This is a genomic window from Lacihabitans sp. CCS-44, from assembly GCF_024343735.1.
In the GTDB taxonomy this organism is placed as follows: Bacteria; Bacteroidota; Bacteroidia; order Cytophagales; family Spirosomataceae; genus Leadbetterella.
The window spans coordinates 167,130-190,197 of record NZ_RJUE01000052.1 but is presented as its reverse complement, the minus strand read 5'-3'; the positions used below and the strand labels follow the sequence as shown (position 1 = coordinate 190,197).

Here is a 23,068-nt window from a genome sequence, read left to right as displayed (position 1 = left end):
AAAGGATTAGATATATTTAAGGATTGGGAAATGTCTTTTTTTGAAAATTCATGTTGAAAACCCTCAATTTTTATGTTTTTTTGTAATCAATTTTAAAATTCTGAATGAACAAAATAATAGATAACCTTACTCCAGGTCAAATAGTAGCCGAATTAGACAAATATATAATTGGCCAAAAAGATGCGAAAAAGAACGTAGCCATTGCACTTAGAAATCGCTGGAGAAGGATGAATGCCACACCTGAAATGCAACAAGAAATTATTCCAAACAATATCTTGATGATAGGCTCAACTGGTGTAGGTAAAACTGAAATAGCTCGAAGGTTAGCAAAAATTGCTGATGCTCCATTTACAAAAGTGGAAGCCTCAAAGTTTACAGAGGTGGGGTATGTGGGTCGCGACGTAGAAAGTATGGTGAGAGATCTGGTGGAACAAAGTATCAATATAGTTAAGACAAAAAAGAAAGAAGAAGTAAAAATAAAAGCTACTGAAGCAGTTGAAGATAAGATACTTAATATACTTATTCCACCTGTAAAAAAATCAAACGCTAAAAAAGAAGAGATAGATTTGGATGCTCAAGAAGACTCCGAACTCAACCAAGAAACCAGAGAGGCATTTAGAAATAAATTAAAAAATGGAGATTTAGATAATAGAAAAATAGAAATCGATGTGGCGGGTTCTAATATGTCACCAATAGGCGTTATGGGTGGCCCTATTGATGATGTTTCTATGATGAATATTCAAGAAATGATTGGTGGTTTTATGCCCAAAAACAACAAAAAACGAAAAGTAACTATAGCCGAAGCTCGCAAAATATTGATGGAAGAGGAGTCTGCCAAGCTGATAGATATGGACGAAGTGAAAGAGGAGGCCATTTGGAAAGCTGAAAACTTGGGAATGATTTTTATAGATGAAATAGATAAAATAGCGTCCTCAGGAGGGAAGTCTGGACCAGATGTAAGTAGGGAAGGAGTGCAACGAGATTTGTTACCAATCGTGGAAGGGTCCACTGTTAACACCAAACACGGTGCCATCAAAACAGACCATATTTTGTTCATTGCAGCTGGTGCATTTCATGTTTCTAAGCCCTCCGACTTGATTCCGGAGCTGCAGGGTCGTTTTCCAATCCGTGTTGAATTGGAATCTTTAACCGAAGATAATTTCTACCATATTCTTAAGACTCCAAAAAATGCCTTAACCAAACAGTACGTGGCCATGCTCGAGTCAGAAGGTGTAGGTTTAACCTTTAGTGATGATTCATTACGAGAGTTGGCTTCTTTGGCGTTTCAAGCAAACTTGGAGGTAGAAAATATCGGAGCAAGAAGACTGCAGACGGTGATGTCACATTTGCTCAATGATATACTTTTTGATGTGCCAGAAAAAATCACCCCAGGCACAAACATAGAAATATCAAAAGAAATGGTTTCAGAAAAACTTTCGAGTTTAATCAAAAACAAAGATTTGAGTCAGTATATCTTGTAAATGATCATTGGTTAATCATTTTCTCAAACTCTCATAAAAATGGCCTCAGCGAGGTCATTTTTTATGAATAAATCATCACGAAATGACCTCAGCGAGGTCAGATTATGCTAAATTGGAGCAAGTAAATGACCACAGAGAGGTCAAACTATATTAATTTTAGAGATATAACAAAAAGATGACCTCAGCGAGGTCAAACTATATTAGTATTGGTAACAAAACAAGAAGAATTGACCTCAGCGAGGTCAGACTATATTAGTATTGGTAACAAAACAAGAAGAATTGACCTCAGCGAGGTCAAACTATATTAGTATTGGTAACAAAACAAGAAGAATTGACCTCAGCGAGGTCAAACTATATTAGTATTGGTAACAAAACAAGAAGAATTGACCTCAGCGAGGTCAAACTATATTAGTATTTGTAACAAAACAAGAAGAATTGACCTCAGCGAGGTCAAACTATATTAGTATTGGTAACAAAACAAGAAGAATTGACCTCAGAGAGGTCAAACTATATTAATTTTAGAGATATAACAAAAAGATGACCTCAGCAAGGTCAAACTATATTTCAAAAAAAATGACCTCAGCGAGGTCAAACTTTGGTGTCAAATCAAATTACCTACATCGCCTTTTTCGAAAACAATTTACTGTAGGTTATCCCTTTATAATTTTCAAATTGTTCTTTTTTGTGAAAATTTCCTCCAAAATAGGTGATAATTTGATGAAAATCTTTGGCATTCATATAGCCAGGTACAGGCTGTATCATATTAAATGCTTCATCTAAATAAACTATACTAGGGTAGCTCATTTTTCCTTGTAAAAGTGCAATTGCGGCCTCATTTGAGCGATTTGCTTCGTCAAACTTATATACAGAGGTTCCAAGTTTTATGGTTTTTTTAGACTCTGCGTCAAGTTTTACAGCATAATAGTTTTGGTTAACATAATTAATGACCTCGGCATTTGTAAAAGTCTCTCTGTCCATCACTTTACACCATCCACACCAGCCTGTATACACATCTATCAATACTTTCTTGGGCGTAATTTTCTGTTTGGCGTAGGCGTCTTCTATGCTCAGCCAGTTTATTTTAGTTTGGGCATTTGCAAAAACTACTGAAAGAAGCAATATTAAAAAAGTCAATTTAATTCTCATTTGTATTTTTTTTAATCTAACGCAAATGGTGTTCCAAAAATTTCAATTCCAAATGGTATGGAAAAACTTTCCACGTTCAGTATCAATTCTCTGGTACGTATGTGCTCCAAAATAGTCTCTTTGAGCTTGGATAATATTGGCTGTTTTGAGGTCACTATTTAAAGAGTTTACAAAATCGTTGGCAGACAACATGCAAGGAATCGCAAGTTCTGATTCGATACTTGCCAAACAGAAACTTTTCAAATCGTTTTTAGAATTTATTATTTCTTCTGAAATTTCTCGGATATTAAACAGGTCACCCTCAATTTTAAAATACTCTTTTATTTTTTCCATCAGTGTACTTCTGATAATACAACCATTTGTCCATATTCTGGCAATTTCTGATAAATTTAGCTTCCATTCAAATTCATCAGAAGCAGTTTTTATCAATCCAAAACCTTGCTGGTGATTAATGATTCTGGCAAGTTTATATGCATTTTCTACTTTTTCTAGAACAATCGGACTTTGTGAAATGGGTTTTTCAAAAGCAAAATCAGCGTATTTTTCTCTAACAGTAGAAGTATATCTAGCAAACAAAGCCGAGGTAATCAAGGTAGCTGGTAAGCCCATTTCTGTAGCGGTCACCGTTGTCCAGTTTCCAGTTCCTTTGTTTCCAGCTTGATCCAAAATGATATCAATAAGCCATTTCTCATCTTCTTTTTTGGTAAGGATTTTGGCTGTAATTTCCAAAAGATAACTCTGAAGATCGCCTTTATTCCATTCTTCAAAAATTTCTGCTATAACATTGGGCTCTAAACCATTTTTATATCTTAGAAGTGCGTAAACCTCTGCTATCAGCTGCATTTCTGCATATTCTACACCATTATGAACCATTTTTATAAAATGTCCAGAGCCATCAGGGCCAATATAAGTGCAGCAACTTTGTCCATTTGAGTCTTTGGCGGCTATTTTGTCAAGAAAAGGTTCTATATATTTATAGGCATCCAAGTTTCCAGAAGGCATTATGGACGGTCCTTTCAAGGCACCCTCCTCTCCTCCAGATACGCCCGTGCCAATAAAATGAATTCCATCTTTGGACAAATAATCAATCCTTCTTTTGGTATCTTTAAAATGCGAGTTTCCTCCATCTATCAAAACATCTTCTTTTTCTAAATAGGGTTTGATTTTATCAATAAACTCATCAGTTTCAACACCGGCTTTTATCATCAAAAAAATCTTTCTTGGCGTTTGCAAAGACTTACAAAATGATTCAAGATCTTCAAATCCCTGAGCTTGGTTGAGTTCCTCAAAATCTGAAATGAATTTTTCTGCTACTTTCTCTTCTTTGCCAGTCACAAACCGATTAAAAAGTGAAAGTTTTGTGCCGTTGTTGGCTAGGTTGCGAGCCAGACTTTTCCCCATAACTCCCAAACCTACCAAACCAAATTCGCTCTTGTTAATTTTGTTTAAGGTTTCTTGTATCATTTCTTCGGGTGATTTGCTTAAATCTATGTCTATAGCATTTTGAGGCTCTTCCAGTATATTAAATTGAGAATCAAGTAATTGACTTGGCATGAAATGTCCTTTTCGGGCATTAATTCTAGCCTGAATAATCTCTTTAGTGCCTTTTAAATAAACAAAGACAATCTCGTTTTGAATGTTTTCGGAAAGAAGTTCACGGTATTTTTCTTTGAGTGCCGAGCAAGCAAAAACCGCCGATTTATTCTCTTTTATTAAATTTATTGCCGATTTGTTGATTCTGTTCAACCACTCATATCTATCTTCATCTGTCAGTGGATTTCCCGCCGACATTTTTGTGATGTTTTTCTCTGGGTGAAAGTCATCTCCATCATAAAAACCCAGGCCAAGTTTTTCTGCCAATAGTAAGCCAAGGGTGGTTTTACCGCTTCCCGAGACTCCCATTATTATAAATATTTTTTTATTCAAAAAAGTAAAATTTTATTCAAAATTATGGTCTTTTTATCTAATATTCCATTTTTGTTTCGGAAAAATCTAAAAATAGGGAATTTAATTTGGCATAAGGCCAATTGTTTCAAATCAACCCTTTAATTTTGGGTTGAAAACAAGAATTCTATGTCAATTTTAGAGAAAATAAAAAACTTAGCAAAAGAAAATTCAGCAAATACGGTAAAGTTGCGAAGGCATCTACACGAAAATCCTGAGTTGTCATTTTGTGAGTTTGAAACCGCCCAATATATAGCTGCCGAACTTAGGGCGATTGGCATAGAACCGCAAGAGGGAGTGGCTGGAACTGGTTTAGTGGCTCTAATAAAGGGCAAAAATCCTGAGAAAAGAGTCGTTGCTCTTAGAGCAGATATTGACGCTTTACCTATAGTTGAACAAAATGATGTTTCGTATAAGTCTAAAAATGAGGGTGTTATGCATGCATGCGGGCATGATGTACACACGGCTTCGTTGTTAGGTGTCGCCAGAATTTTATATGCTTTGAAAGATGAGTTTGAAGGTACGATAAAACTTATTTTTCAGCCAGCAGAAGAGAAAGCCCCAGGCGGTGCTTCAGTAATGATAGCCGAGGGTGTTTTAGAAAACCCTAATGTGAATGCCATAATAGGTCAGCATGTAGCTCCAAATATTCCTGTTGGTAAAATAGGCTTTAGAGAGGGCATGTATATGGCCAGTACGGATGAAGTCTACATAAAAATAATAGGAAAAGGAGGCCATGGTGCTGCTCCTCATCAGTCTATAGATCCAATATTGGTAGCATCTCACATAATTGTGGCCCTGCAACAAATAATATCGAGGAACAGAAATCCAGCATTTCCTTCGGTATTGACATTTGGTAAGTTTATAGCCGAAGGAGCCACCAACATTATTCCAAATGAGGTTTATATAGAGGGTACATTTAGGTGTATGGATGAGAATTGGAGAGCGGAAGGATTAGAAAAAATACAAAAAATGGCTGAAGGAATGGCGGAAGCTATGGGTGCGAAATGTGAGTTTTGGATAGTTAAAGGCTATCCTTTTTTACAAAATGATCCGAATTTGACTAAACAAATGAAGGCTTATGCCTCTGAATATGTAGGAGCCGAAAATATCGTAAATCTTGACTTATGGATGGGTGGAGAAGATTTTGCTTTTTATAGCCAAAAAGTTGATGCTTGTTTTTACAGACTGGGCACAAGAAATGAAGAACAAGGCATAACCTCTGGAGTACACACCCCAACTTTCAATATAGACGAAAATTCTCTTGAAATAGGACCAGGACTAATGGCATACATGGCAATGAGAAATCTGGAAAATAGTTAACCAGATATTTCCATAATCTTACCACATATCGAATAGTGTTTCGCGTATAAAGTCTTGGCATAGTTTTTTCAATACTTTAGCACAAAGAAACACCTTTTATGCAATTCGTAATTATAAGTTTTCAGGTTTTAGGGTCTATTTGCCTTTACTATTGGTTTTTTTTCAATAGTGAGTTTTTTTATCTGCTAAATAAACACAAGAACGCCAATCCAATGTACCTGTTTTTTTTGCCTTTGGGTTTTATAGCTTATCCTGCAATTTTGGCATTGGCGTATAAAATTGCCTGGGATTTTTTTGAAGAAGATTCTTTTTTTAGTGCAATATTTTTTTCTGTTGTACCTATAATTATTTTTTTTGTGGGTTTTTATGTTTTAAAAAAAATAAAAAGCTTATAGTCAACTGATTGATGGCAGTTTTTTGTCAACTTCAGCTATGCCAAATTTCTGTATTTTTTCGTAAGACTTGCACAAATTAGTAATTCCGCAGTCCGAGCATTTTGGACTTCTAGCCAAGCAGGTGTATCGCCCATGTAATATCAACCAATGGTGTGCTTTTGGTATTATTTTTTCATCAAAAAGTTTGACCAATTCCTTTTCTACTAAAAGTGGATTTTTAGCCTTTAAACTCACCAGGCCTAATCGGTGCGAAACTCTAAAAACATGTGTGTCCACCGCCATAGTAGGCTGATTGTGAATTACCGATGCTATTACATTAGCAGTTTTTCTACCTACACCTGGCATTTTGGTGAGGTCGTCAATAGTGTCAGGTACTACATTGTTGAATTCTTCTACCAGAATTTTGGCCATGCCCACCAAGTGTTTGGCTTTATTGTTGGGATACGAAATGCTTTTGATATACACAAAAACCTCGTCCGAATCAGATCTTGAGAGACTTGTGGCATTGGGAAAACGCTTGAAAAGCTCAGGTGTAACAATGTTTACCCGTTTGTCGGTACATTGTGCTGATAGAATCACCGCTACCAACAATTCATAAGGATTCGAATAGTTTAACTCCGTTTCAGGATTGGGCATATGTGCCTCAAAATATTCAACTAGACTTTTATAGCGTTCTTTTAGGGTCATTTTCGTTAATAGCTTTTAGTAATTGGCCATTAGCTTTTATATATTCTAATAAAACTTATTTTACTCAACACTCACCACTCACAACTCGCCACTCATTTAACCTTCCTCCGTCTATTTCTCTCAAAATCCTCAAGCACAAAACCACCTAGTCCATCAAGATTACTGTAGTAGGCTCTGCCTTTGTTAATTTCGGTAAATTCGTGTACAAATTGCTTTAGATAAGCATCTTGTGCTATCATAAATGTTGTTATTGGTATATTTAATCTTCTGGCTTGAGCGGCTATATTGAAGGTTTTATTCACAATTTTTCTATCCAAACCAAAACTATTCTTATAATATCTGATGCCTTCTTTAAGGCAAGTAGGTTTACCGTCGGTTATCATAAAAATCTGCTTGTTTTTGGTTTTTCTTCTTCGCAACAAATCCATGGCGAGTTCTAAACCCGCAACGGTATTGGTGTGATACGGGCCAACTTCTAGATAAGGAATATCTTTGAGCGAAATTTGCCAAGCGTCATTTCCGAAAACTATGATATCCAAAGTGTCTTTAGGGTAGCGAGTCCTTATGATTTCAGCCATGGCCAAGGCTACTTTTTTGGCAGGAGTTATGCGGTCTTCGCCATACAAAATCATGGAATGGCTGATGTCAATCATCAAAACCGTGGAGGTCTGAATGTTTGATTCTCTGTCGGTTACTTCCAAATCTTTCTCATAAATGACCAAATCGTCGCTCATGCCGTTGTTGATTTGGGCATTGCGGATGGACTCCGTCATGGCTATTTGGTCAAGGCTGTCACCGAATTGAAATGATCGAATATCACTGCTGTTTTCATCAGAGCTACCTGTATAGGCCGTTCTGTGGTTTCCAGTAGATTTGGCCCTTTTCAATTTGCCGAAAATCTCCTCCAAACTGCGTTTTCGGATACTTTGCTCAGATTTCGGTGTCATGATCATCTCGCCATCACCTTCCGCTTCGGTCAAGTAACCTTTTTCTTTGAGCTCGTCTATGAAATCAGCAATACCATATTTATCGTCCGTGAGTTTATATTGCCTGTCTAGGTCGTTCATGTAAGCCAAAGCCTCAGATACATTGCCTGAAAATATCAAAAGCAGTTGCTGAAAAATATCCAAGAGTTTCTCGAAACCCGTATTTTTCTTTTCGTCTGGTTTGAAGTCTGAAAACTGAAATCCTAGCATTATTCTTTTTCTGTTTTTTGATATTTTACCTCTGGTTCAGCCAAAAATGGGTCTAGGTGTACGATTTTGCCGTCCCGCATTTCCACGATTTTACTTTTCTTGTACTTTTTGAATTCCACCATTTTTTTGTATGAATCCTCAAGTCCTTTCAATATTTTGGCATTTTCATTACTCATAATTTCCAGATTTTAAATAATTCCAAAACTCTAAATTATAAATAGAAATTCGATTTTCTTCACTTTCCGCAACCTCTGTAATTGGATTTTGAGAATTGTCGAATAAATTCCAGTCCTCAATTATTTTCGAATAAATATTAAAGAAGTTAAAAAGTCCTCTTTCGAATCTCCTCTTTATAACATGTGGTTCAATATTGTGTCCACCTTCTAAAACTCTCGATTTTACTCTTGAAATTGCCAGTTCAGGATTTTTCAAACTAAAGAAAATCAACCGAATTTGATATCCATCTGCTTTTGCTTTTAACAACAAGTTTTTATAGCTTTTTGTTGCCAAGGTGGTTTCAAAAGCGAAAGTTTCTCCAGCTTCCAACAGATGGTTAATTCTGGAAAGCATTATTCTGCCAGCTTCGAGAGACACGCTTTCAGGTTTGAATGGAGAAAGTGCCTTTGCTATCTCATCAGCATTTACAAATTCTTGACAATCTAACAATTCTGGCAATAGCGATTGCGAAGCAGTGGTTTTTCCTGCTCCGTTTGGCCCGGCTATTACATAGATTCGTTTCATAAATTGATAAAACTTGAAATTACTATCTCCTTGTTATTTCACGTAATTAGACAAAAAAATCTGTGAAAATCTGCTAAATCAGTGTCATCAGCGTTCAAATTATATCTTCTCCTTGAAACTCTCAAAACCGAAGCTTTTAACCAATTCAAAAGTGTCATCTTCGTGCCAAATGCCTATTGAGGGCAAGCCAACACCATTAAAAGTAGTGGTTTTTACCATAGTATAATGAATCATGTCATCAAAAATGACGGTATCTCCAATTTCTAAAGGCTTTTCAAACGAATACTCCGACATATAATCGCCTGCCAGACAAGTCATTCCGCCTAATCGGTAAGTTGGTTTTCCTTGAGCAGCATCTGTGGCACCCCAAACTTTGGGTTTATAGGGCATTTCTAAAGTATCGGGCATGTGGGCCGCAAACGAAATGTCCAATATAGCCACATCTATTCCTTGGGCATCCACAATATCCAACACTCTACTTCTCAGATATCCAGTTTGCCAAGCAATGGCAGAGCCTGGTTCCAATATGATGTCTATATTGTAAGTTGATTTTAAGCGTTTTATGATAGAAATCAAATGTGTATGGTCGTAGCCTTCACGGGTCATCAAATGCCCACCTCCCAGATTCAACCATTTGATTTGGTGCAACAAATCGCCGAATTTTTCTTCGATATGAACCAAGGTCCGTTCCAAAACATAAGAATCATTCTCGCACATGGTGTGCGAATGTAGGCCTTCAATTCCTTCAGGTAAAGTGTCTCCAAGAGCTTCTCTCGTAATGCCCAATCGTGAACCTACTACACACGGATTGTACACATCTGTACTTACTTCGGCATATTGTGGGTTGATTCTCAAGCCCATAGAGACTTTTTTCTCTGATTTTTCTACCTGAGATTTGAACTGTTTGTACTGGTTCATCGAGTTGAAAGAAATATGGCTACTGTAGCTCAATATCTGTTCAAATTCTTCTGGTTTGTAAGCTGGGCAGTATGTATGAGCAAGGCAACCCATCTCTTCCACAATCAATCTGGCTTCATTCAGCGAACTCGCAGTTGCACCCGAAAGGTATTTTTTGACCATCGGAAACATCTTGTACATCGAAAAACCTTTTAAGGCCAAGATGATTTCAGCACCAGATTCAGTCTGAACTCGGTTGATCAATTCAAGGTTTTTGCGGAGAAGTTTTTCTTCTAAAACGTAGCATGGAGAAGGTATTTGTGAGAAGTCGATTGCCATTTGTTTGGTTTTTTATGCGAAAATACTCAATCAAAAAAATACCGCCAAAGAAATTGAATCTTTGGCGGTAATAATATCGGTTTCTGCGAAATTATTTTGCGAAACTTAGACCAATTAAAGCTGTAAATGGCCTGGAAGAATAACCGTAAATCTCTGTAAATGATTTATTTGTAAGATTTTGAATATTCAAAAATACGCCTACTGACTCATTTATTTTATAATTCCAATTGGTATGTATTTGAGTAAAACCATCAAGAATAACTGCCTCGTTTCCAAAAGTATCACTGTTATAAAACAAATCGTTTCTTTTGCTTAAATGCTGAGCAGTCACTGAACCTTTGAGTTTTGAACTGAAATTATATCCAGCCGTCAAGTTCAAATTGTGATTTGGTCTTCTCAAAAACGCATTGATTTCTTTTGAATTTAGTTTCAAATCGTCAGAAACTTTTCCGTCCAGAAATGTATAATTAGCTGATAATGAGAATTTTTTACAGTTCAAGCTTCCATCAACTTCTAAACCTTCATTGTTTTGCTCGGCAAGATTAATATATTGACCATAAGGCGGTTTACTGGTTGAAAGGAAAGAAATGAGGTCAGTATATTGTCTATTGAAATATACCATTCTTAAGAAATTAGACTTGGATTTTCCGAAAAACTGCCAACCCAAATCTATCGTTCTGGCATTTTCAGGTTTGAGTTCAAGATTCCCATAAGGAGAATATAATTGATACAAAGCAGGATTCTTGAAACTGCTTGAAGCTGTGGCAAAAAACTTTATATAGTCATTTACCACATAAAATGGATTAACGGAATACGTAAAATTGTTTCCATAGACAGAGTGATTGTTAAATCTACCGCCCAATTCCAATCCAAGGCCGCTTTCGAGATTTACATTTAACGAACTATAGATACTTTGGTTATTTATTTTGGCCAAATCCGCCAGGATTGGGGTATCTGTATATGGCCCAAAAGCACTTACTGAAAAATAATCATAGGCCATATTTTGAGTCCTATAATCAGCTCCGATTAGCCACTCTGTGGTTTTGTGCAATTTGAAATTTGTGAAAATCTCTGCATAAGAGGCTTTGGAAGTATAATCTGTATTTGAAAAACTCGAAAAAGCACTTGCGGCCACATCACTGCTATCGTTCTTGAAATTGCGGTAAGTTTGGTTATAAAGGTAATTGAAGGTCAATTTTCCTTTTGGTAATTGCAACGACAATCCACCACCAACTTGATTGTTTTTGCTCAAATAAGTATAATCTTTATCGTCGACAAATGCACCTTCGTCAAGGTCAGTTTTGTAGGCGTTGAATCTATATAATCCGTTGATGCTTAGTTTTTTGGTTAATTCATGGGTAATAGAAAGTTGAGAATTTGAAGTTTTAAATCCGTCGTTTTCAAACTTTTCTGAGTCAGTTTTTGGAGCTGCAGTAGAAAAACCTCCAGTGGTAGCCAAAGACTGAGAGAAATTGTAGTTCGTTTTGTTTAATGTGCCAAAAATACCAAAGTTAGCTTGTAAAGTTTTCTGTGTTCCAGCAGCTAAACTGGCCGAAATGCTTTGCTTTTCTTTGCTTTTTCTGTTGGTAATGATGTTTACTACACCACCGATAGCGTCAGAACCATAAAGCGTAGATTGTCCGTTTTTCATGATTTCAATTCGCTCAATTTGTTGCAGCGAAAGAAGATTTATGTCGAAAGTGCTTCCAATACCCGAAGCTTCGTTTACTGGAACTCCATCTACGAGTATCAAAGTATGGCCGAAATTTACACCTCTCAAAGATACATTTTGTGTGCTTCCGACGGTTTGTCCGCTACCAATTACCATTACACCTACTTGCTGACTAAGCAGTTGACCAAGACTGAGACCGACATTGGCCTTAATAACCGAATCTCCAATTACTGTAAGGACTTTTCCCGTTTGATCCAATTTTTGAGGATACTTGTTAGCAGTAACGACAACTTCCTGGAGTTGATTTTGAGACTGTGAAAACGAGAGATTTGCTTGTAGGATTATTCCCACAAAAAGGACTTTTTTGAATGTTTGAAACATTTGTTTTTTGTAAAAAAATAAAAAATGGGCGACCGCTCGTTGCTACACATCCACCGTACGAAAGCAAAAAGGATAATTCTGGGGCAGGTCTCCTGGCTTGGTTTTTCATTTTTGCCTTCCCAATAAGTATTTGCTTATCAGTGGCTTATAGGTAAAATGAAGCAAATAAACCGCACAGTTGCGGGGACAGCTCACGACTTCAACGTGATTCCCTATTATTCATTCGATGCAAGAAATGCACCTTTGAACCCTAAAACTAGGACAAAGGTAATTAAGACAAATAAAAAAAAGCAGCGAATGCTGCTTTTTAAATAAAATATGTTCGCTTTCGCTCAGTACTCATGCGGCAAAACCCCATCTACTTGCTCATTCCATGGTAGTCCGTGAATGTTCAACAAGTCCATAAATGGATCTGGATTGAGTTCTTCTACATTATAGACGCCCGCTTTCATCCATTCTTCATTGGTGAGCATCAACATTGCACCAATCATAGCTGGGACACCTGTGGTATAAGACACCGCCTGTGATCTTACTTCTTTGTAAGCTTCGGCGTGGTGGCAGTTGTTCCACACATAATAAGTGCGGTCTTTACCGTCTTTTATTCCTTTTATTTGGCAACCAATCGAGGTTTGACCAGTATAATTTTCTCCTAATGACTCTGGTGCTGGAAGTACAGCTTTTAAGAATTCAAGTGGCACAATGTCCATGCCTTGAAACTTGATAGGAGCAATGCTCGTCATTCCTACATTTTCCAAAACTCGTAAATGTGTAATGTAAGCTTGACCAAAAGTCATCCAGAATCTAGCTCTTTTCAAAGTCGGGAAGTTTTTTACCAATGATTCAAGTTCTTCATGGTACAAAACATACGATTCTTTAGGTCCAATATTCGGATAGTCTATCGGTTTGTGAATAGACATGGCAGGTATTTCAACCCATTCGCCATTTTCCCAATATCGTCCAGGTTGAGTAATTTCTCTAATATTGATTTCAGGATTAAAATTCGTCGCAAAAGCTTTTCCATGATCGCCGGCGTTACAGTCGATAATGTCTAGGTAATGCATTTCGTCGAAATAGTGCTTGTTGGCATACGCAGTATAAACTTGCGTAACGCCCGGATCAAAACCACAACCCAAAAGTGCCATCAGTCCTGCAGACTTAAAACGTTCTTGATAAGCCCACTGCCAGCTATATTCAAATTTCGCCACGTCTTTTGGTTCGTAATTGGCCGTATCCAAATAATGCACGCCAGTTTCCAAACAAGCGTCCATGATGGTCAAATCTTGATAGGGTAATGCAACATTTATAACCATTTTAGGCCCGAAAGATTTGATCAATGCAACCAATTCAGGCACATTGTCGGCATCAACTGCTGCAGTTTTAATGCTTACACCATGCATTTCTTTTATTTCTGAGGCAATTCTTTCACATTTGCTAACTGTACGGCTGGCCAACATGATTTCGGTAAAAACATTTGAGTTTAAGGCACATTTGTGAGCTACAACTGTTCCAACTCCACCGGCACCAACTATAAGAACTTTTGACATTTATTTGTAGATAGTTTTGATTCTGGTGCAAAAATACTAAATGCGTAGTATTTGCAATACTAAATTTTGGTTAATGAAATATTAAAGCGGTTTTTGTGTTTGTAAACCCTTTTTTTGGATTAGAAAATACATTCAAAACATAGAAATATGTAATCATATTTCTCGTAGCCCTTTACATGATAGTTTGTTGAAGAACATCTCTATTGAAATGAAATAGTTTATTTTTGTATTCTACTTGAAAAATAGACTTTCAAAAAAAACTAGAGAATAGAATATTCACCACAAGATTATTACATCGCTTGATGAGCAGATGATTTCAAGCCTATTTAGGCTGTAAAACGGCATCATTTTATTCATAAAATGCCACAAAATAAAAAACCTCACCTAATTCTTCTCTTTTGATTGTTGAAGCCTCTTGAAATCAATAAATTACATTCAAAATTTATTGAAAATGAAAAACAAGCTTACAAAATTTACATTTCTTGTTGTTGTCACGCTTTTGGTATTTAATTGTAAAAAAGACGATGGCGGCGTAGCTCCAGAAAATGAAATAGTAACAATAGGTGGCGAAAAAATGGAGTTTGCCGATAAAGGCTCCATTACCAATGTCGTCAAACAAAATAATACCACAGAAATAAGCCTTTCTGATATGAAATCTTTGGCGAGTTTTGATAATTCAAAATTGATTTTCGATGGAAATCCGGCAGCTGTAAAGGCTCTGAAAAACGGTCAGGTGGTGCTTTTTGAAGGAAATTCCTTAAGAAAAGTGGTTTCAATCACCGAGTCGGGTGGAAAAACCACCGTCGCAACAACAAATGCCAAGTTTAATGAATATTACAAGTCTGCCAAGGTCAATTTCGAGAAACAGATGTATTGGACTTCTAACAATATCAAAAATGCCCGAATAAAAGTAGCCGGAGGAAGAATAAAGTCAGTGACGGGTACCAATGACGACGGTGTTGAATTCAGTGGGGAGCTCAGCGGTTGGAATCTATCACTTAAACTAAATCCGGAGGGCGGAAGTGGAAGGAAACTGAACGTTGAACTTACTGCAAAGCGTGGAAATTTGGCCGGAATTGAAGCCAAAGGTTTTATTTCGGATTTTTCTGCCACCAGCGATATAGATCTAAATAATGGCAATTTAGATGCCTATAATCATCAACACAATGATTTGAATGGTGAGTTGGAAGTAAAATATGCTTTTTTGAGCCTTAGCCAGATAGCCCAAATCAGCATTCCGCTCGAAATTTCAAGGACTATTCTCGTAAATGGTGTAATTCCGGTAACTTTTACACTAAAATGTAATCTGAAGGTATATCCAGAGGTAGCTGCGAATAGCACATGCCAAGCTCACTTGAAATTAACCTACAATGGCACCCAGGGCTTTAATTACAACAATCGAAATATTGAAACGGCTGGTACTTTGGCCGGATTTGACGTTACAAGAATAGGAGATACTGGTTCGGCTTCTGAGGGAATAGTAGGAGTGGGTGTTGGCCTAGAGTTTCCAAGATTTCAAATAGGCATATTTCACTCGGTAGTGGTACCCTATATACTAAATAACACCAGCGTTCAGTCTTATTTCGAAAGCGGTCTTCCATTCGTGCCTGGTCCATGCAACCAAACAATTTTAGGGCTAAAAGGAGTGGTTGGAGTCGACTTGAGTTTTTTCGGGGTATCTTACAGTGCTTCTAGAGACTTGTATGAACGAAAAACCGAATTTAAAACTCCGGGCTCCAAATGCCCAGCCGCTTTAAATCCAGCATTGTATGGAGCTCTTCTCTGACATTCAATTATTTTTTGTATTTTAGCGAGAACATTTCATTTGTCTCTTATTTGTAAAGAGAGAATGCCCTACAAAACCATTTTAAAAGTATTTTTATCATGAAGTTAAGACTAGTTTGCTTATTGTCAATTGTCGCTTTGGGTTGTTTAGATTTTGGTTGTTCCGAAAAAAAAGTAGGTAACAACGAGCTTTCAGAATCTGAAATAGAAGCGGGTTGGCGGTTGCTTTTTGATGGAAAAACTACCCAAGGTTGGCATTTGTATAACAAAGCCAATGCTCCCTCGGCTTGGATTGTAAAAGACGGCGAGTTGTTTTGTAATCCTGACACTTTCGAAGTAGAACACGGCGACTTAGTTTCGGATAAGGAATATTCAAATTTCGAACTTAAATTTGATTGGAAAATTACGACAGCGGGCAACAGTGGGGTTTTTATAAATGTCGTTGAAAATGATACGATTCCTAGAGCATGGGCCTCTGGGCCTGAATATCAATTGCTTGATCACGAAGGTATTGGTAAAGATTATCTCAAAGATTCTACCAAATGGGCCGCATGTTTGTATGGTTTTATGCCACAAAAAAATGTCTCAAAACCAAAACCAGCAGGTGAGTGGAACGAATCTAAGATTGTTCAGAATTCTGGCAAAATTCAGTTTTATTTGAACGGTATTTTGACCGCCGAACAAGATTTGACTTCTGAAGCCTGGAAAGGTATGGTGGCCAATAGCGGTTTTAAATTTTTTCCATTGTTTGGTAAAAACACCAAAGGCCATCTGGCTCTTCAAGATTGGTCAAAGGGCGTTTCGTTTCGGAATATTAAAATTATGGAAAACTGAAAGTTAGGTACGTGCAATTATATCAGCAGCCACTTTTTTGAGCTCCGAAATAGAAATATTAGCGTTGAGCTTATTCACTTTCAGTCGGACCATTTCATTGCCTTTTCGAGCAATTACCAGGCCGAAATTTGCCTTATCTGTGTGAAAAAAGGCCTCATCGCCAAGATTATTTATCATTTCAAAACCTTCTAATGAATGGTTCGAATTTTTGAAATCTTCAAAGATTTTCTTGGCTGAAAGCTCGTCTTCATAACTTTCAAAAATAAAGTATAGGGCATGATTCGAACTTGAGTTGCCTATATGCGTACTTTTATATCTATGGCCTCCAATTTTCTCTTCGTTTCCACTTTCTTTGAGATGGCATGTTTCACCTAAAATCCGTTCGGCTTCTTGCGTAGTCAGTTTATGACCGCCGAAGACCGCCTTTTCGCTATTCGAAAAATTCAAAAATGGAAATAGAAGGACTAGAAGTAAGCTTTTCATAATTAGCAAGTTTTGAGGTTGTTAATACATGATAAAGATAAATGTTCGAGCCAAATGTTGCAAATTCCTTTCATTATTTGTTCACAAGAACGCATTTGAAAGTATTTACAGTCAGTGTATTGTGTTTTTTTGATTGTTTTGGCCTTATCTTAATTCGAAATGGTATTTAAATTCGTTCAATAATTAAAGTATTACGATAGTCCGACCTCTCTGAGGTCGTTGATTTATCTCTGTTTACTGGCTTTTAACATAATGTGACCTCTCTGAGGTCGAAGATTTGTCGATTTCGTCCATTCTATTACATTAGAGAGCTTAAATTTTCTTAAAGTAAAGAAGTTTTTTGTCTTTTTATTCCTTTAAAAATTGGACTTGAAAGTATTTAACCTCAATGTTCAAACTGCCATTTTTACCATGTTTGCTTATTCCGGCTTCTTAATCATTTTCGGTCTTTTCTGCTGAGGTGACTGAGTTTGTGATTATTTTTGAAAATTGTTGTATCAGTTTTTTTGGTTATGCAAGAAAATGAAAGGAGTATTAAGTTTGAATAAAATGAAGCTTTCATTTAGAATTGTTCAAAATTTAATTCATAGAAAAATATCTTTTTGGGCTATTTTTTACTTTCTTAAAACATAATATTTTTCCCTCTAGAAAAAAAAGGTAGCTCAATAATTAACAACATATTATCCTCAGTTAATTTTAAGTGTTCAATTTTTTTATTTTTAACTTTCTCCAAGAACTCTCCTTCTAATTTCGGAAAATGAATAGCTTTAATTCTTCTAATAGATTTTCCCAGTAAACTTTTTGTACTATATTTTCCGCCTACCATATTCTTACGGATATTATTGTTAATTACACCTATCATTTCATCAACTTCAGAAATCATAGTTTCTAAGTTGCCTTCTAATAATTGATCATGGATAAATAAGTTGGAAATCAAATGATTTAAAATATTTAATAAAATGTGTAATTGAGTTTCACTGGGTTTCTCAATCTCATGAACTGCATCGTTACCAAGAAATCTAATCGAGTGAATTCTTTGAGATTCTTTCAAGCTTAAATAGCCGTTGGTGTGCAGTAAATCTATTCTCGCAGCAAGCGATTCTTTTTTTATATTTAAATGATTGCAAATTGCTTCAATAGTTGCTCTTTGACCAGCGGCAGTTAACCTTAATGCTTGGCTTTTAAACGCCAAAATCATTTCTAGATAAATTTCTTTAATTGTTACTGGAACGAACCATAATTCTTCTAATACTTTGGAATTTTGTAGAGTCAGTGGAAATATTTCCTCCTCAAAATAATGCTCTGTTGAATAAGAATTTTTTCCCGGACGAATCATAAATGGGTCTCCATAAACTTTTAAAAATGATATAGATTCACATCCAAGACATTCAATTACATGATAATTTTCTAAAAACTTACTATAATCCTCTTCGTAAGGTTCATTCGAGCCTGTTTCTTTCGTGAAAATTATTTTATGGTTTGTTTTGTTTTCACATTTTCTACAAAAATACTTTTCTGACATATTATGGTTACAAGTCTTAAATGGAAATTCTTGTATTTTTTTTCAATATTATAAGGAATATTTATATCATTAAAATTTTAAACATTTTCCTCACACCCCCAACGGCAACTTTCTCTCTCTTTTCCCCGTCAAATTAAAAATGGCATTGCCGAGGGCTGGAGCGATAGGAGGTAGGCCTGGTTCGCCTACACCGCCCGGGCGTTCGTAGTTTTCTACGATATGAATTTCCATTTTTGGCGTTTCGGAGTTTCTAAGTACTTGATAATCATGGTAGTTTGACTGCACACATTGGTTGTTTTCAAAGGTTATTCCGCCTTTGGTGGCAGCTTGTATACCCATGATAATGTTTCCTTCGGTTTGGGCTTTTACGTTGTCGGGGTTTACAAACATACCGCAGTCTATTACAGAAACCACTTTGTCTATTTTTATGCCGCTGTCGGTTTTTGAAACAAACACACAAGCAGCTGAAATAGAATCAAACGAACGAAAAACAGCGATTCCTTTCGCTTTTCCAGCTGGAAGCGGGGTTTTGTAATCCGACTTTTCTGCTAAAAGATTTAGAACTTTCGTGAATCTTGAAGCATTTTTTAGTAATTCTAACCTAAATTCTAAAGGGTCTTTTTTTGCCTCGTGGGCCATTTCGTCGATAAAACATTCCTGTCCCCAACCAAAGTTAGAGGCATACACGCTTCTCCACCAAACAACTGGAATACTGGTTTTTACCCTAGAATAAGAAACTTTGTTGACTTCGAAATTATATTGGTGGTTTTCTTGGCTCAATTCACCACTTAACCAATCGTCGGCGGTGTTTGGCCTTAAACCATTAAACACCTGACCTGCAATAGATTCTCCAATGGCTTGGTGGTGGAATGCTTTGGCTTGGCCGTTTTCCAACACGCCCTGCATGCGACTAAGCATTGCTGGTCGGTAAGGTCCTTGTGAGATGTCGTCTTCTTTGGTCCAAAGCACTTTCACTGGCTTCTTAATTTTGCGAGAAATATCACAAGCCTCGTTTAAGAAATCCATGTAGGCTTTTCTACCAAAGGAGCCACCTAAAAGAGTTACATTAATTTTTACTTTTTCCTCAGGAACTCCCAGATATTGAGCTACTTGGCTCAATGCTCCATCTGGCCCTTGTATAGGTGCCCAAACTTCCACTGTACCATCATCTTTAACATGCACAGTGGCATTTTCAGACTCAATGGCCGCATGGGCAAGAAATGGTGTTTCATAAACAGCTTCCAATTTGGTACTTGCTGACTCAAAATGAGCATCGAAATCTCCTTTTTCTTCTGCTCTAATACCTGGCTTTTTGGCCGCTGCGTAGGCAGCTTCAAAATATTCTGAGGTATTTTGGTTGAGATACTTTCCATTTTCAGATTTCCAATTGACATTCAAGGCTTTGGCACCTTTCAAAGCGGCCCATTGGTTTTGAGCGATTACTGCCACTGCATCCACTTTGGTGTGCGGCATGGCCCTTTCAATTTTTATCACATCTAGAACTCCCACAACTTTTCGAGCAGCTGCATCGTCAATGGAAGCTATGGTATCGTGAATTCTTGGCGAATGAACTACTTTAGCAAACACCATTCCCGGTATTTCAGCGTCTATTCCATAAATAGCTTTGCCTGAAACTCTATCAGGAACATCCAGACGTTTGTTGTATTTGCCAATAATCTTGAAATCTTTCGGGTCTTTTAGTTTTGGATTTTTCGGCACTTGATAAGTCGAAGCCAAATCTGCCACTTCACCATAAGTCACGCTTTTTTGTGAGCCTTTCAAGAATATTTTTCCAGCTTCGGCATAACAATCAGCGGCATTTACACCCCATTTTTCGGCTGCGGCTTTGATTAGCATTTCTTTGGCTGCTGCTCCAGCTTGTCTCAGTGGCATCCAAAGTCCTCTTACCGAGCTACTTCCGCCAGATTGTTGGCTTCCGTATTTGCTTCTACCGTCTGACTGAATGATACTCACTTGATCAAGGCTTACTTCCAGTTCCTCAGCCAAAAGCGATGGAACAGCCTGCGTAGAGCCTTGTCCCATATCTGGACGGCTGTTTACAAGCGTTATTTTACCCGTATTTTCAATAATTATAAACGGATTTATTTCCAAAGCCAGCGTGGCTGGCGTAAGTTTTTTGAGGGCGACATTTTTGGAAAAACCATCTATGCCGATGCTCAATCCAATACCAGTCAATCCGAGGTTTTTGATGAATTCTCTTCTGTTATTTTTCATGATTAAAGCATTTTTGAGGCGTTTTTGATGGCTTGGTTAATTCTTTGGTAGGTTCCACAACGGCACAAATTGCCTTCCATGGCGGCTAATATTTCCTCATCATTGGGGTTTTTGTTGGTTTTCAACAACGCAACAGCTGACATGATTTGACCTGATTGGCAATAGCCACACTGAGGCACTTGCTCTTCTATCCAGGCTTTTTGAACGGCATGAAGAGTTGGTTCGGCTATGCCCTCTATCGTGGTAATTTTTGCTTTTTTCGAAATGGCCGAAAGCGGCATTTGGCAAGAACGTATTGGCTGGCCATCAAGATGGACGGTGCAGGCACCACATTGGGCCATGCCACAGCCAAATTTTGTGCCTTTCAAATTGGCCAAATCTCTGATAGCCCACACCAAAGGCATATCGGCCTCAGCGGTGATTTTATAGACTTTGTTGTTGATATTGAGGTTGAATACCGGCATAAAGATTGATTTTTTAGTAAAAATAAGGAAAACTTGGTAAAGAATATAATTTGTTGATTTGCTAATTTGGCAATGAGCTAATTTTACTCAGAATTGGTGAAATTACTCAGAATTCAAGAATATTTCTCTCCGATCAGACATTAACTAATTAACGAATTATCCAATTAACCCTCTAACTTTGTATTTCTCGAATTAATTTTAGTACATGACAATAGATTTAAGAAGCGATACAGTTACCAAACCGAGCAAAGAAATGTTGGAGGCCATGTTTTCGGCTGAAGTTGGTGACGATGTTTTTGGAGATGATCCAACCGTAAAGTCATTAGAAAACAAAGCTGCAGAGATGTTTGGGATGGAAGCCGCACTTTTTTGCACTTCTGGTACAATGACCAACCAGATTGCCTTGAAAGCCCATTTGTTCCCCGGTTCGGAGGTGATTTGTGATAAATATTCACATATTTATTTGTATGAAGGCGGAGGAATTGCTTCCAATGCCCATGCTTCTGTAAAATTGATAGATGGAGATAAAGGCAGAATAACCGCTGAGCAGGTGAGAGGTGCGTTTAACAACCCAGAGGATATTCATTTGCCTTTGAGTACGTTGGTTTCGTTAGAAAATACTATGAACAAGGGCGGCGGATCTATTTATGATTTCGCTGAAATAATAAAGATTAAGGAAGTTTGTCAAGAAAAAGACCTTAAGTTTCATTTGGATGGAGCCAGACTTTTCAATGCTTTGGTAGAAACTTCGGAGACTCCGAAAGACTTTGGAGGTGCTTTTGATTCCATTTCCATTTGTTTGTCAAAAGGATTGGGTACACCCGTGGGTTCACTGCTTTTGGGAAATGCAGATTTTATAAAAAAATCGAGGAGAATTCGTAAGTCATTTGGTGGAGGCTGGCGTCAGGCTGGATATTTGGCGGCAGCTGGTATTTACGCTTTGGATAATAATGTAGAAAGGCTCAAAGAAGACCATGCAAATGCAAAGGCGATTGGTCAAATACTTCAAAAATGTTCTTTTGTCAAAGAAATAATGCCAATAGATACTAATATCGTGATTTTTGAGTTAGTTGAAAATTGGACAAATACAGAGTTTTTGGAGGTTTTGAAACAGAAAGGAGTAGGTGCAGTGGCTTTCGGTCCGCAATTGGTAAGGTTTGTTACCCATTTAGATTTCAAAACCGAAGATTTGAATTTGCTCGAAAAAATATTAACCCAAATCAGTAAATAATGCGTTTTTTTGTTTTTTTTATACTTTCTAGCATTTCGTTTTCTGGATTTTCACAGCAAAAAAACGCTATAAAATTCAATGTTGCCGGTCCACTAACCCAAACTTACTCTTTGCAATACGAAAGAATGTTGTCCAAAAAACTGTCTTTCAATAACACTTTTTTTTACCGCCAAAAATCGCTCATTCCGTTAGGTACCCAAGTAGATACCCTGGCCAAAAGGTATGGTGTGGGAATTACGGGTATTAAGTTTAAGTATATTTTTATGAACGAAGCTCGCGTAGGAGTTAGAGGCTACGCTCCTGAACTCAGGTATTATATTGGAAAAAAGAAAAATAGGCCTTTTGTGGCACTATTTGGACAATATGAAGACTTTGATATGGCCGTGCCAGCATCTTTAGCCGTTCTTTACAAAGGTATTATTGTGGATGTTAAAACACCGGTGAATTTTACTTTTAATACTATTTCGGGTGGTTTATTGGTAGGAAAACAATGGAAATGGAACAGGATGGGAGTCGATTTGGTTGTTATTGGGCCACATTTTGGAAAGGCCAAAGCGTTTTATGCTGTGGCACAAACAGAATTGCTTTCAAAACTTTCAGAAGACGAAAAAGTATATCTAAAGGATAAAATAACTGAACGTTTTGGTCTTTCGGGAGAATATTTTGCTTTGGATATTGCAGGAGAAAAAGCCGAAATTAAGTCTGTAAAGCCTGTTCCGTATTTGGGAATTAGAGGATTAGGTGTAAATTTAAGCTATAGTTTTTGAG

19 protein-coding genes and 1 riboswitch are annotated in these 23,068 nt (G+C 37.1%); of the genes, 6 read left to right on the top strand and 13 right to left on the bottom strand.

All coding sequences use genetic code 11. The features are described 5' to 3' along the window. The first annotated feature begins 104 nt into the window (after nucleotides 1–104). Nucleotides 105–1,481 carry an ATP-dependent protease ATPase subunit HslU gene (hslU, locus tag EGI26_RS08340; protein ID WP_303626731.1) on the top strand — a complete coding sequence of 459 codons (1,377 nt, stop codon included), beginning with the start codon at nucleotides 105–107 and terminating at the stop codon, nucleotides 1,479–1,481. A gap of 615 nt (nucleotides 1,482–2,096) precedes the next feature. On the opposite strand, the gene EGI26_RS08335 is transcribed toward hslU, so the two are convergent. Together EGI26_RS08335 and gndA are read right to left on the bottom strand one after the other, a co-directional pair. After that, complete coding sequence (locus EGI26_RS08335) at nucleotides 2,097–2,627, bottom strand: DUF255 domain-containing protein (RefSeq protein WP_255077670.1); 531 nt, start codon at nucleotides 2,625–2,627, stop codon at nucleotides 2,097–2,099. Between the two features lie 42 nt (nucleotides 2,628–2,669). Further along, a complete protein-coding gene (gene gndA / locus EGI26_RS08330) occupies nucleotides 2,670–4,553 on the bottom strand; it encodes an NADP-dependent phosphogluconate dehydrogenase (protein WP_255077669.1) in 1,884 nt (627 codons plus the stop codon). Nucleotides 4,554–4,700: 147 nt separating this feature from the next. On the opposite strand from gndA, the gene EGI26_RS08325 reads away from it, so the two are divergent. Beyond that, nucleotides 4,701–5,894, top strand: coding sequence for a M20 family metallopeptidase (locus EGI26_RS08325; RefSeq protein ID WP_255077668.1), 1,194 nt, complete (start codon nucleotides 4,701–4,703; stop codon nucleotides 5,892–5,894). 395 nt (nucleotides 5,895–6,289) lie between these two features. Here EGI26_RS08325 and nth read toward each other — a convergent pair whose 3' ends face one another. The 7 genes from nth to EGI26_RS08290 all read right to left on the bottom strand — a co-directional run bounded on the left by nth (nucleotide 6,290) and on the right by EGI26_RS08290 (nucleotide 13,746). Continuing rightward, on the bottom strand, nucleotides 6,290–6,976 hold the full coding sequence (nth, locus tag EGI26_RS08320; protein WP_255077667.1) for an endonuclease III: 687 nt from the start codon (nucleotides 6,974–6,976) through the stop codon (nucleotides 6,290–6,292). Between the two features lie 92 nt (nucleotides 6,977–7,068). Then, nucleotides 7,069–8,172 (bottom strand): VWA domain-containing protein, encoded by a 1,104-nt coding sequence (locus EGI26_RS08315; RefSeq protein WP_255077666.1) that lies wholly within the window; start codon nucleotides 8,170–8,172, stop codon nucleotides 7,069–7,071. Next, nucleotides 8,172–8,348 (bottom strand): hypothetical protein, encoded by a 177-nt coding sequence (locus tag EGI26_RS08310; RefSeq protein WP_255077665.1) that lies wholly within the window; start codon nucleotides 8,346–8,348, stop codon nucleotides 8,172–8,174. The genes EGI26_RS08315 and EGI26_RS08310 overlap by 1 nt, the downstream gene beginning before the upstream one ends. After that, on the bottom strand, nucleotides 8,341–8,913 hold the full coding sequence (locus EGI26_RS08305) for a zeta toxin family protein (protein ID WP_255077664.1): 573 nt from the start codon (nucleotides 8,911–8,913) through the stop codon (nucleotides 8,341–8,343). Before EGI26_RS08305 ends, EGI26_RS08310 begins: the two co-directional genes overlap by 8 nt. A 99-nt stretch (nucleotides 8,914–9,012) precedes the next feature. Beyond that, entirely contained in the window at nucleotides 9,013–10,149 is a 1,137-nt protein-coding gene (nspC, locus tag EGI26_RS08300; RefSeq protein ID WP_255077663.1) for a carboxynorspermidine decarboxylase, read from the bottom strand. A 91-nt stretch (nucleotides 10,150–10,240) separates the two neighbouring features. Next, nucleotides 10,241–12,202: a TonB-dependent siderophore receptor gene (locus tag EGI26_RS08295; RefSeq protein WP_255077662.1), complete on the bottom strand. Its 1,962-nt coding sequence runs from the start codon at nucleotides 12,200–12,202 to the stop codon at nucleotides 10,241–10,243. Nucleotides 12,203–12,266: 64 nt separating this feature from the next. Next, a riboswitch (cobalamin riboswitch) is annotated at nucleotides 12,267–12,470 on the bottom strand. Between the two features lie 64 nt (nucleotides 12,471–12,534). Next, nucleotides 12,535–13,746, bottom strand: a complete 1,212-nt coding sequence (locus EGI26_RS08290) for a saccharopine dehydrogenase family protein (RefSeq protein ID WP_255077661.1) — start codon at nucleotides 13,744–13,746, stop codon at nucleotides 12,535–12,537. A gap of 451 nt (nucleotides 13,747–14,197) precedes the next feature. On the opposite strand from EGI26_RS08290, the gene EGI26_RS08285 reads away from it, so the two are divergent. Both EGI26_RS08285 and EGI26_RS08280 read left to right on the top strand, forming a co-directional pair. After that, nucleotides 14,198–15,532, top strand: coding sequence for a hypothetical protein (locus EGI26_RS08285; protein WP_255077660.1), 1,335 nt, complete (start codon nucleotides 14,198–14,200; stop codon nucleotides 15,530–15,532). A gap of 98 nt (nucleotides 15,533–15,630) precedes the next feature. Continuing rightward, complete coding sequence (locus EGI26_RS08280; protein ID WP_255077659.1) at nucleotides 15,631–16,365, top strand: DUF1080 domain-containing protein; 735 nt, start codon at nucleotides 15,631–15,633, stop codon at nucleotides 16,363–16,365. 3 nt (nucleotides 16,366–16,368) lie between these two features. Here EGI26_RS08280 and EGI26_RS08275 read toward each other — a convergent pair whose 3' ends face one another. From EGI26_RS08275 to EGI26_RS08260, 4 genes are all read right to left on the bottom strand, one after another. Further along, nucleotides 16,369–16,848, bottom strand: a complete 480-nt coding sequence (locus tag EGI26_RS08275; protein WP_255077658.1) for a hypothetical protein — start codon at nucleotides 16,846–16,848, stop codon at nucleotides 16,369–16,371. A 622-nt stretch (nucleotides 16,849–17,470) separates the two neighbouring features. Beyond that, entirely contained in the window at nucleotides 17,471–18,370 is a 900-nt protein-coding gene (locus EGI26_RS08270) for a DUF4145 domain-containing protein (RefSeq protein ID WP_255077657.1), read from the bottom strand. Between the two features lie 90 nt (nucleotides 18,371–18,460). Beyond that, nucleotides 18,461–20,605: a molybdopterin cofactor-binding domain-containing protein gene (locus tag EGI26_RS08265; RefSeq protein ID WP_255077656.1), complete on the bottom strand. Its 2,145-nt coding sequence runs from the start codon at nucleotides 20,603–20,605 to the stop codon at nucleotides 18,461–18,463. Nucleotides 20,606–20,607: 2 nt separating this feature from the next. Beyond that, nucleotides 20,608–21,069, bottom strand: coding sequence for a (2Fe-2S)-binding protein (locus tag EGI26_RS08260; protein WP_255077655.1), 462 nt, complete (start codon nucleotides 21,067–21,069; stop codon nucleotides 20,608–20,610). Nucleotides 21,070–21,274: 205 nt separating this feature from the next. Here EGI26_RS08260 and EGI26_RS08255 point away from each other — a divergent pair, with 205 nt between their 5' ends. Both EGI26_RS08255 and EGI26_RS08250 read left to right on the top strand, forming a co-directional pair. Next, entirely contained in the window at nucleotides 21,275–22,300 is a 1,026-nt protein-coding gene (locus EGI26_RS08255; protein WP_255077654.1) for a low specificity L-threonine aldolase, read from the top strand. Beyond that, nucleotides 22,300–23,067, top strand: a complete 768-nt coding sequence (locus tag EGI26_RS08250; RefSeq protein WP_255077653.1) for a DUF3575 domain-containing protein — start codon at nucleotides 22,300–22,302, stop codon at nucleotides 23,065–23,067. The genes EGI26_RS08255 and EGI26_RS08250 overlap by 1 nt, the downstream gene beginning before the upstream one ends. Nucleotide 23,068 lies beyond the last annotated feature (1 nt).

Bases quoted from the DNA above. Each gene is read 5' to 3' on its own strand.
- EGI26_RS08260 (WP_255077655.1), bottom strand. From the start codon at position 21,069: ATGCCGGTATTCAACCTCAATATCAACAACAAAGTCTATAAAATCACC.
- EGI26_RS08290 (WP_255077661.1), bottom strand. From the start codon at position 13,746: ATGTCAAAAGTTCTTATAGTTGGTGCCGGTGGAGTTGGAACAGTTGTA.
- EGI26_RS08250 (WP_255077653.1), top strand. From the start codon at position 22,300: ATGCGTTTTTTTGTTTTTTTTATACTTTCTAGCATTTCGTTTTCTGGA.
- EGI26_RS08295 (WP_255077662.1), bottom strand. From the start codon at position 12,202: ATGTTTCAAACATTCAAAAAAGTCCTTTTTGTGGGAATAATCCTACAA.
- EGI26_RS08325 (WP_255077668.1), top strand. From the start codon at position 4,701: ATGTCAATTTTAGAGAAAATAAAAAACTTAGCAAAAGAAAATTCAGCA.
- EGI26_RS08265 (WP_255077656.1), bottom strand. From the start codon at position 20,605: ATGAAAAATAACAGAAGAGAATTCATCAAAAACCTCGGATTGACTGGT.
- nth (WP_255077667.1), bottom strand. From the start codon at position 6,976: ATGACCCTAAAAGAACGCTATAAAAGTCTAGTTGAATATTTTGAGGCA.
- EGI26_RS08315 (WP_255077666.1), bottom strand. From the start codon at position 8,172: ATGCTAGGATTTCAGTTTTCAGACTTCAAACCAGACGAAAAGAAAAAT.
- nspC (WP_255077663.1), bottom strand. From the start codon at position 10,149: ATGGCAATCGACTTCTCACAAATACCTTCTCCATGCTACGTTTTAGAA.
- EGI26_RS08275 (WP_255077658.1), bottom strand. From the start codon at position 16,848: ATGAAAAGCTTACTTCTAGTCCTTCTATTTCCATTTTTGAATTTTTCG.
- EGI26_RS08285 (WP_255077660.1), top strand. From the start codon at position 14,198: ATGAAAAACAAGCTTACAAAATTTACATTTCTTGTTGTTGTCACGCTT.
- hslU (WP_303626731.1), top strand. From the start codon at position 105: ATGAACAAAATAATAGATAACCTTACTCCAGGTCAAATAGTAGCCGAA.
- EGI26_RS08270 (WP_255077657.1), bottom strand. From the start codon at position 18,370: ATGTCAGAAAAGTATTTTTGTAGAAAATGTGAAAACAAAACAAACCAT.
- EGI26_RS08335 (WP_255077670.1), bottom strand. From the start codon at position 2,627: ATGAGAATTAAATTGACTTTTTTAATATTGCTTCTTTCAGTAGTTTTT.
- EGI26_RS08310 (WP_255077665.1), bottom strand. From the start codon at position 8,348: ATGAGTAATGAAAATGCCAAAATATTGAAAGGACTTGAGGATTCATAC.
- EGI26_RS08280 (WP_255077659.1), top strand. From the start codon at position 15,631: ATGAAGTTAAGACTAGTTTGCTTATTGTCAATTGTCGCTTTGGGTTGT.
- EGI26_RS08305 (WP_255077664.1), bottom strand. From the start codon at position 8,913: ATGAAACGAATCTATGTAATAGCCGGGCCAAACGGAGCAGGAAAAACC.
- EGI26_RS08255 (WP_255077654.1), top strand. From the start codon at position 21,275: ATGACAATAGATTTAAGAAGCGATACAGTTACCAAACCGAGCAAAGAA.